At 70.5% G+C, this 9715-nt stretch carries 8 protein-coding genes; 3 read left to right on the top strand and 5 right to left on the bottom strand.

Going from position 1 to position 9715, the window contains the following annotated elements; translation table 11 throughout:
* Window positions 1–1439: DUF4118 domain-containing protein (locus tag ABZW32_RS37425; protein WP_356225022.1), on the top strand; the 1439-nt coding region annotated here is incomplete at its 5' end.
* A 478-nt stretch (window positions 1440–1917) separates the two neighbouring features.
* Here the strand turns inward: ABZW32_RS37425 and ABZW32_RS37420 are convergent.
* The 3 genes from ABZW32_RS37420 to ABZW32_RS37410 form a co-directional block, all read right to left on the bottom strand.
* On the bottom strand, window positions 1918–2214 hold the full coding sequence (locus ABZW32_RS37420; RefSeq protein ID WP_356225020.1) for an excalibur calcium-binding domain-containing protein: 297 nt from the start codon (window positions 2212–2214) through the stop codon (window positions 1918–1920).
* Window positions 2215–2308: 94 nt separating this feature from the next.
* On the bottom strand, window positions 2309–3904 hold the full coding sequence (locus ABZW32_RS37415; protein WP_356225018.1) for a prepilin-type N-terminal cleavage/methylation domain-containing protein: 1596 nt from the start codon (window positions 3902–3904) through the stop codon (window positions 2309–2311).
* 68 nt (window positions 3905–3972) lie between these two features.
* Window positions 3973–4599, bottom strand: coding sequence for a hypothetical protein (locus ABZW32_RS37410; RefSeq protein WP_356225017.1), 627 nt, complete (start codon window positions 4597–4599; stop codon window positions 3973–3975).
* Window positions 4600–4896: 297 nt separating this feature from the next.
* Between ABZW32_RS37410 and ABZW32_RS37405 the strand changes: the two genes are divergently transcribed.
* Together ABZW32_RS37405 and ABZW32_RS37400 are read left to right on the top strand one after the other, a co-directional pair.
* Complete coding sequence (locus ABZW32_RS37405) at window positions 4897–6126, top strand: hypothetical protein (protein WP_356225016.1); 1230 nt, start codon at window positions 4897–4899, stop codon at window positions 6124–6126.
* Window positions 6127–6453: 327 nt separating this feature from the next.
* A complete protein-coding gene (locus ABZW32_RS37400; RefSeq protein WP_356225014.1) occupies window positions 6454–8415 on the top strand; it encodes an FG-GAP-like repeat-containing protein in 1962 nt (653 codons plus the stop codon).
* A gap of 108 nt (window positions 8416–8523) precedes the next feature.
* On the opposite strand, the gene ABZW32_RS37395 is transcribed toward ABZW32_RS37400, so the two are convergent.
* Together ABZW32_RS37395 and ABZW32_RS37390 are read right to left on the bottom strand one after the other, a co-directional pair.
* Window positions 8524–9084: a PadR family transcriptional regulator gene (locus tag ABZW32_RS37395; RefSeq protein WP_356225012.1), complete on the bottom strand. Its 561-nt coding sequence runs from the start codon at window positions 9082–9084 to the stop codon at window positions 8524–8526.
* A gap of 107 nt (window positions 9085–9191) precedes the next feature.
* The coding region (locus tag ABZW32_RS37390; RefSeq protein WP_356225010.1) for an A24 family peptidase at window positions 9192–9715 on the bottom strand (524 nt) is incomplete at its 5' end.

Here is a 9715-nt window from a genome sequence, read left to right as displayed (position 1 = left end):
CCCGCGGCGCCCGGCTGGGCCGCTCCCGCATCATCTGGGGCTGGCTCACCGGCATCGCGGGCCCGGCCCTGCTCTCCGTGCTGCTGAGCCGACTCGTCCCCGAGCTCGGGCTCGCGAACGACATGCTGCTCTTCCTCACGTTCACCGTGGCGGCGGCCCTGCTCGGCGGGCTGCTCCCCGCGCTGGCCTCGGCGGCGTTCGGGTCCCTGCTGCTGAACTACTACTTCACCCCGCCGCTGCACGAGTTCACGATCTCCGACCCGAAGAACATCGTGGCCATCGCGATCTTCGTCGGCGTGGCGGTGTCGGTGGCCTCCGTGGTCGACCTGGCGGCCCGGCGCACCCACCAGGCCGCCCGTCTGCGCGCGGAGTCCGAGATCCTCTCCTTCCTCGCGGGCAGCGTCCTGCGCGGCGAGGACTCCCTCGACGCCCTCCTGGAGCGGCTGCGCGAGACCTTCGCCATGCAGTCGGTGGTCCTCCTGGAGCGCGGCAGCGAGGTCGACCCCTGGACGACGGCCGCGTCCGTCGGCACCGGCACGGTCGTCCGGCCCGAGGACGCGGACGTGGACCTGCCCATCGGCGACAACATGGCGCTCGCCCTGACCGGCCGGGTGCTGCCCGCCGAGGACCGCCGGGTCCTCGGCGCCTTCGCGGCTCAGGCGGCCGTCGTACTCGACCGCCAGCGCCTCGTGAACGAGGCGGAGAAGTCCCGCGGACTCGCCGAGGCCAACCGCATCCGCACGGCCCTGCTCGCCGCCGTGAGCCACGACCTGCGGACCCCGCTCGCCGGCATCAAGGCGTCCGTCACCTCCCTGCGCTCCGACGACGTCGAATGGTCCGAGGACGACAAGGCCGAACTGCTCGAAGGCATCGAGGACGGCGCGGACCGGCTCGCCGCGCTGATCGGCAACCTCCTGGACATGTCCCGCCTCAACACCGGCACCGTCGTCCCGCTCATCCGCGAGACCGACCTCGACGAGGTCGTTCCCATGGCCCTGGGGGGCGTACCGGAGGACAGCGTGGACCTCGACATCCCCGAGACGCTGCCGATGGTCGCCGTCGACCGGGGGCTGCTGGAACGGGCCGTCGCCAACATCGTCGAGAACGCCGTCAAGTACAGCCCCCACGGACTGCCCGTCAACGTCTCCGCGAGTGCCCTGGGGAGCCGCGTCGAACTCCGGGTGGTCGACCGGGGCCCCGGTGTCCCGGACGAGGCCAAGAACCGCATCTTCGAGCCGTTCCAGCGCCACGGCGACGCCCCGCGCGGCGCCGGCGTCGGCCTCGGTCTCGCCGTCGCCCGAGGCTTCACCGAGGCCATCGGCGGCACTCTCGCGGCCGAGGACACCCCGGGCGGCGGCCTCACGATGGTCCTCACCCTCCCCGTAGTGGAGGGCGGTCATCCGGTAGCACCGGACCTCCCGACGTCCGCGGTCACCTGACGATCGAGGCAACCCGAGAAATCGTCGGCACGCGTGCCCCGAGTACGGGCCGATGAGCCGAACACGCGAGCCGTCCGGCCCCGGTATCCCCACACCGGAGAGCCGGACGGCTCACGTGTTGTACAACGGGTGACCGACACGCGGTCGCACCGGCCCTCACCCCCACGGTGGGACCCTGCACTTCGTCGGCGGTGTTCAGGTCACCGCCCACCAACCGCGTGCCGCCGGTCCGTCGTCCGGCTCCGTCGCCACACCAGTCTGTGCCGAGCGGAGCGCCCCGGCAGCACTCCTTGACGTGTTCCTTCCGCGCGGAAGTCGATCTTTGACGCGGTTCTGACGTCATCTCGGCAACCGACCCGGCCACGACGCGTCCCGCTACCGCCGGTGCGGTGCCCACGACGCCGTCGGGATACCGCGCCGTGCCCGGCTGTGCCCGTGGCAGAGGCATCCGTGCCGAGCATGGCCGCTTCCGCTGTCGCTACGTCGGCGACGGCTTGATCGGCTCGATGATCGGCGCGCCGTCCACGTCGGTCATGAAGTCGCGGTGGACCGGCTTCCTGTCCGTCGGCTTGGGGAGGGCCGGGCACGCGATGCCGTCACCGTCCCGGTCGAGTCCGTTCGGGTCGAACGTGTCCGCCCGCAGCACCGCTTGCGCGTCGGCCTGGGCCTTGAAGGCGCCGCAGTCGGCCACGTGCCCCTTGTGTACGTACGGAGCGACGTCGAAGGTGTGCTGCGGGGCTTCGTTGCCGGCGCACGCGGTCAGCGTGATCGCCACGATCACACCGACCGCCGCGATGGAGGTACGTCGGCCCGGTCGCGGCCGACGACCCCGGCCCCTGTGGATGGTGCGTGACTGGTCTGTCATGGTCCTAAGCCGTTCCCGTCCGGAACACCGCGACGTTTCGGTTCGCCGGATCGACCGCGTACACCTTCGCCGTGGTGTTGTTCACGGCCAGCGGGCCGAAGGGGCGGGACGTGCCCAGCGGAGCCTGCGTCAGCAGCGTGGTGCCGTCGGCGACCCCGAGGCCGCCGGGCGCGTTGCCGGCTTTCGACTGCGCGACGAAGACCCTGTTGAGGTTTCTCAGCACGGCCATCCTGTGCGCCGAGTTGCCTGCGGCACTTGACACTGCGCAGACTGGTGCCTGCCCCGTGGCCGTCGTCCCGGCCATCCGGTCGATGCGGCCCCCGGCACCGCCGCACTGCGCTCCACCCGTTCCACCACTGGAGTAGACGTAGACCGACCCTGCCGCGGCGTTGTAGACCGCGGCTTGGGGAGTGAAGGACGATCCCGCCGAGTACGGGTCGTCGATCGCCTTTGACGTACGTTCGTCGGGGTTGATGACGATCGTTGTCGCGACGGCTTTCCACATGCTCGGAGTCGCCGGGTCCTGGGCGCACCTCCTGGCAAGGAGGTAGACGAGGTTGCGGTTCGGATCGACGGCGGTCGTGCCACGAGCGGAGCCGCCGAGGAGCCCCTCCCCGAAGGCGGCCCCGCAGGCCCCCTTCGTCGGGAAATCCATGACGAGCCTGGCCTCGTGGGTCTGCGACGAGATGGCGAAGAGGCCGGTGTTGGGGCTCGTACCGTTACCGGTACCCGACTTCGTGAAGTACACCGCATGGCGCGCAGGGTCGAAGGAGAAGTCCATGCCGTTGGAGGTGGTCGCGGTTCCCGAAGCGCCCGACGGGAAGGGGATCGACAGCGCCGACGAGGCGCCGGGCGCGATGTAGAAGACCTCCGAGATGCCCACACCACCGCCGCCGACGTAGACCTCACCGTTTTCGGGGGATACGGCCAGGCCGGCTACGGCCGTCGAGAAGCCGTCTACCTTGGTCACCTGATTGGCGTTGGCCGTGTCGATGATCGCGACGCCGTTCGTGCCCCCGACGTAGACCTGCCCCGTGCCGGAGTTGACCGCGATCCGGCTCGCGCTCGACACGGCGCCGGAAACGTCGACAGGAGAGCCGATCGGGGTGTCGGTCTTGCCGTCGATCACGGTCACGTTGCTGGTGGTGGGGGTGGACGCCACGACGTACACGCGATTGGCCTTCTCATCGACCGCGATGTCGGCCGGAATCGTGCCCACGGGGATCGAGTCCGCTCCGCGATCCATCGGCGAGGTGTCGTACAGCGTGAACGACGACTTCTCGCCCCGACCGCACTTGTTCTCCTCGCCGACCGCCACCATGTTGTAGACCGGTTCGCCGGCCAGCAGCCCGTCGGCCTTCAGGTCATCGACCGTCCCGTAGTGTCCGTGCCGCGCGCAGTAGGACTCCTGCGCCGTTCGCAGGGTGGCCGCGTCCGCGGCGACCGCGTTCTTGCGGCCCTTGTCGCCGATGCCCTTGACGGAGAACACCACGATGGCGGAAAGGACGCCCAGGATCACGATCACCACGAGCAACTCGATGAGGGTGAAGCCGTCCTGGCGTCTGGAGCGCAGGGGGAACAGGCGATGGTCCGGTGTCATGGCAGTCGGGGCTTCCTTCGATCGATGGGTCACGTCAGGCCCGAGCGCACGCGCGGGCCCTCGCCGCGTCACGGTGTTCCCCGTCGCACAGGCTTGACGTCCTTGGGTCCCGGCAGGTCCGGGCATGCGATGCCCTTCCCGTTACCGTCAAGGTGATTCGGGTCGGCCGGCGCGAAGCGCAGGACGGCCTGCGCGTCCGCCTGGCTGGCGAAGTCCGGGCAGTCGTAGGCGTCGTTGCCGTAGCGCAGGAAGTAGCGGGCGTCGAAGGCCCGGTCCGGCTGCGGGCAGACCGCGCTGCGGGTGTCGCCGGGACCACACTGTGCGGCGCGGGGAACCGGTGTGGTGTCGCGCGGTTCCGGCAGTCCGCGACACGCGACGCCGCCTCCGTCATCAAGGTGGTTCGGATCGCCGGGGTCGGCCCGCAGGACCGCCTGGGCGTCCGCCTGATGGGCGAACCCGATGCAATCGAAGGCGTCGCCGTGGGTGGCGAATTCCTTCGCGTCGAACACCTTGTTGTTCGGGCAGAGCGCGCTGCGCGGGGTGCCCGGCGTGCACCACTCGCGCTCGGGCCTCTTGGCCTGGGTGGCCGAATCCGAGCCACCGCGTGTGAACACCACTACGCCCAGCGCCACCGCGGCCACGGCGAGAACCAGTGCGCCCCACCTGATCGCGCGCGAGCCCGACAGTCTGCTCAACCGTGCCATTCGACACCTCTGCCCATCGTGCCGCCAGCCTCTTCTCTGCGTCCTGCAACCGGCCGACGACATACGTCCGCCAGGACCGTTGCAGTTTGGATACGTGCATTACATCCACAGCACGCACGGTTGTCAACGATTGACTACTCGGTTCTCACGTGAGCACCATCTAGGCGCATGCGGCACTGTCATGCCGGAAACCTCGCAGATGCCCAGGAGTTCTCGACATTTTCCTGGTCCCACCCGCAGGGCGCCCGTCCGCCAGCCGCCGCCGACCAGATCGACTAGGAGTAGCAGATGCAACGACAGTCAAGGCGCACCTGGAGCGCCCCGAACTCCGGCCGCGCCACCTTGCGCCGGGTACGGAACGTATTCGCGGCGGGCGCCCTCGCGACGGCGCTGATCACCGCCGCGGCGCCGACGGCGTTCGCCTCGACGGATTCGCAGGTCGGCGTCGCGAACAACATGTACCCCGCCCTGAAGGACATGAAGGGCCAGATCGCATCGCTCGAGGGGTTCACGCCGTTCACGGCGAACGCCGCGTCGCAGGTCGGCGGGTTCTGGAACAAGCCGGCGATCGACACGTCGACGATGCGCGGGATCACCTCGGGCAACCTGCGCCAGCAGCTGAAGAGCGCCGGCCCCTACACCACGTGCAACCCCTCTTCGTCGAACAACTGCGTCGACGGACCGCTGCACATCGACGCGTTCCTGTCGGCGGACGCCGCCAACGTGGACGCGGTCATCCCGACCGCGTACGGCGGTACGTGCACGGCGAGCGGGAGCGTCCAGTGCAACGGCGATGCCAACACCAGGCACGCCGTGGCGATCGGGCGCCTGGCGATCTACAGCTGCAGCGGCAGCTGGGCGGGCTCGACCAAGGGTGATGACCCGTCCAACGCCGCAACTCCGCCACTCGCGCTCGGTGCCGACGCCAACGGCAGCGGCAACGGCAAGGCGCAGTCACCCCGGTGTGACGCCTCGCCGGTCTCCGGCGGCGCGCCCACGACGATCTCCGCAGTGGTGAGCTGGCTCGGGACGAGCGGGAACCGGATCGCGGTCGCCGACCCGGCTTCCGCGCCGTTCGGCGCGGCGTCCAAGCAGGCGCTGACCCAGAACGGCTTCTCGTGGGTCGACAGCGGGGCGGGGCAGAACGTGTTCCGGGGAAGCGCGTGCGACAGCGCGGGCACGGCATGCAAGGTGCGCCTGGAATCGGGGATCAGCCAGGTGCGCGGCGCGGTGACGGCGAACGCCGGCGGGAACACCCAGCTGGGTCTCGTCGCGAAGTCGAACGTCGCGAACGTGAGCTGGACGTCGAGCTCGCTGAACAACACCACGTCGAATGACCCCAACACCTGGACCGAGGTCAATCCGAGCGCGTACTCCGGCTACGGAGACATCCAGCAGTTCGGCGTCGCCCTGACCGGCGGCAACACGGGTGCGGCGGCCGCCTGGGACGACCTGTTCAACAGCCAGTGGGACTCCGACACCACCATTCAGACGATCCTCTCCTCCTACGGCTACTAGGCGATCCGCACCACGGGGCAGTGGACCGTCGGCCGGGCGGCATCGCCCGCCGACGGTCCCGGCCCGGCGACCCCCGTCGCCCGCCCCACTGCCCATCGGCGTCAGCACCGCCGAATTGCGCGTCCCGCGGCCGGCCGAATGGCACATCGCGTACGCCTGCATTAGTTGTCAGTCACTGACTACCTAATTCGGTTGATGCCCTGCCATCGGGCCGTTGATTCCTGCCGGATCGACAACGCCCGGTACAGCATTTCGCGCATCGGCCATCGAATTACCGAAGCGCGTCACCCACTCCTTTTCATCAGACCCCGAGGAGGGTCCTCACCCATGAACAGATCACCACGTCGGCACCTCACGCGCGGTCGGAGACTCCAAGTCCCGACGCTCGTCTTCGCGATAGCGACCGTCATGATGGTCGCCACCCCGGCCTCGGCGACCGGCTCCGACACGACCGCCTTCGGGACCGCGGTGAACCTCGACGACAACGGCCGCGGCAGCGCCGGCGTCGCGGTCGGCGACCTCAACGACGACGGGAAGCCGGACCTCGTGACGGTGATCCGCACCGAGGGCCTCGGCGTGTTCCTCGGCGCGGGCGGCGGCGGCTTCGGCTCCGTGACGAAGTACGCGGCGCCGCAGACCTCGTCGAGCCTCTTCCTCGGCTCGGCGGTGATCCAGGACGTCAACGGCGACGGCCACAAGGACGTCATCGGCCAGGACGCGCGCGGCAACGTCGCCCTGGTCTGGCTCGGCGACGGCACCGGCGCTCTCGGTACCGGAACGGCCGTGCAGCTCAACCCGATCCCCGGGTGCGACACCACGGGCGACAACCCGTGTGTCGTGCGCTTCCCGACCGCCGTCGCCGTGGGCGACTTCGACGAGGACGGCAAGCCGGACCTCGCGACCTCCAACACGAACACGAACAACGCCGCGGTGGTGCTCGGCAACGGCGACGGCACGTTCGCTGCGGCGACCCGGTTCGGGCTGAACGGCGGCACCGGCCCGCAGAGCATCGCGGCCGCCGATCTCAACGGCGACGGCCACCTCGATCTCGTCACGTCGAACTCGTCGTCCGGCACCCTCTCCGTCCTCCTGGGCGACGGAGACGGGGGCTTCGGCACGGCGACGAGCGTCTCGGCCGGCATGACCCTGCCGTCCAAGCTCAAGCTCGCCGACGTCAACGAGGACGGCAAGCAGGACGCCGTCATCGTGGCGCCCGGCACGCCGGGGCGCGCCGCCGTCCTGCTCGGCGACGGCGCGGGCGGGTTCGGTACCGCGAGCCTCCTGTCGGCGGGGTCGAACCTCACCTCCGCTTCGGTGTCCGACCTGAACGGTGACGGCCACGTCGACCTGGTCGTCTCCAGCTCCAGCTCGCACCAGGTCATCGTGCTCGAAGGCGACGGCACCGGCGCGTTCGGCAGCCCGCTCGCATTCGGGCTGGACGGCGCCACCAACCCGCAGGCCACGGCGGTGGCCGACCTCGACGGCGACGGGCGTCCCGACGTCGTCACGGCCAACACCAACAGCTCGGCGACGTACGTCAAGGACGCGTCGGTGCTGCTCAACACGACGAACCGGCCGCCGACGGCCGTGAACGAGTCGTACGGCCACATCGGGGCGGACACCCCGCTCGTCGTCGGCGCTCCCGGCGTCCTGGGCAACGACACGGACCCCGACGGCAACACGCTGACGGCATCGGTCGTGACCGGGCCGGCGCACGGCACCGTGGCGCTCAACGCCGACGGATCCTTCGGCTACCAGCCCGAGAGCGCCTACGTCGGGAGCGACAGCTTCACGTACAAGGCGACCGACGGCAAGGACGACACGAACGTCGCGACCGTGACGATCAGCGTCTCGGCCGGCTGCCGCGGTCTCGCCGCCACGATCACCGGCAACGGGATCGTGAACGGCACGAGCGGCGCCGACGTGATCGTGACCGGCAACGGGAACGACAGCGTCAGCGGGAACGGCGGCAACGACACGATCTGCACGTTCGGCGGCAACGACGCCGTGTCCGGCGGCAGCGGTGACGACTACGTCGACGGCGGTGACGGCAACGACGCCATCAGCGGCGGCAGCGGCAGCGACGTCGTCCAGGGCGGGGCCGGCGATGACGCCCTCTCCGGTGGCTCCGGCAACGACACCGTGGTCGGTGGCGCCGGCAGCGACACCCTCTCCGGCGGCAGCGACACGGACGTCTGCGCCGGCGACGCCAACGGCGGTGCGACGCTCCCGGGCACGGACGCGGTCGCGTCCGGCGGCTCCTGCGAGACGGTCATCGAGGTGCCGTAGGCGACGAGCCGTCCACGACGGCCGCCCATGAGGACCTGACGTACGAGACGGGCCCGGCGAGCGTGACGACGCGCTCGCCGGGCCCGTCCGGATGACACGGGCGTGACGTCAGCCGGTCTTGGCCGTCGGCAGCGCCGGTTCGGCGTGGACGTCGACGTCGACCGCGTCGAGAAACCGGCGCGCGGCGCGGACGTGCTCCAGCCGCCAGGCGTAGATCGCGCGGGTCAGGTGGTCGCCGGTGTGCTCCTTGACGCGCAGCGACTCCTCGATCTCGTCGATGACGACCCGTTGACGCTCGACCAGGCGGGCCGGGCTGGCCTCGCGACGCTGGAGCAGCAGCAGCTTGCACGTGAGCTCGGCGCGGACGTCGAAGAGCTGGGCCACCGGTTCGCTGAGCCACGTGCCGACCGCCGTCTTGGCCGAGCGGGTGGCGGCGTAGATCATGCGCTGCGGTCCGCGGTTGCCTTCCTCGGCGCCGACCGGCGTGATCAGTCCGCGCTCGACGAGCCTCGTGATCGACCGGTAGACCATGGGGCGCGAGATGTACCAGAACTCGCCGATCTCCGCGCCCTCCGCGGTGAGGGAGGCAATGGCGAAGCCGTGGCTGGGTCGTTCGGCCATGAGTGCGAGCACGATCCACTCGGCCAGCGGAAGGTCAGGTTGCGTCATGGTGACAAGAGTAAGGACCGTCGGTGGTCGACGCGATGTCGACCGACCGATCGGTCCGGCAGGCGGTGGCCTCGGCTCGCCCGCGACTGACGTCGGGGCCCGGGTGGTTACGGCCGGTGGAGGACCGTCGCGAGCGGCGCACCCGCCGCGCTCAGGTCGCTCACGTTCTCGTACCAGTGGACGACGGGAGCGCCGACGAGGAGGGCGGCGACGGCTCCGGCGGCGAGGAACACACCGAACGGGAGGCGGGTCCGGCGGGTGGCCCGCCCGGCCGCGATGAGGGTGATGCCCACCAGCAACCCGGCGACGCTGCCGGCCATCAGCGCGAAGACGAGGTACCACGGACCGAGCCAGCCCAGCCCGGTGCCCAGCAGGCCCGCCAGGCGCACGTCGCCGAATCCGAGCCAGGCCGGCCGCACCCGGTGCAGGGCGAAGAAGACGGCGAATCCGCCCGCTCCGCAGGCCGCCGTCACGCCCAGCCGGTGCCATTGACCGGTGGCCGCCGCGGCCGCGAGCAGGCAGGCGGAGGTGAGTCCGAGCGTCGGGTAGAGCAGCCGCCGCGGGAGCAGGAAGCGCTCGGCGTCGCAAGCGGCCAGGGCCAGCAGGCCCGCGGTGAAGACCAGTACGGCAG

It is taken from the genome of Streptomyces sp. NPDC004667 (assembly GCF_040609475.1).
Lineage (GTDB): Bacteria > Actinomycetota > Actinomycetes > Streptomycetales > Streptomycetaceae > Streptomyces.
This window is presented reverse-complemented; position numbering and strand designations above follow the sequence as displayed.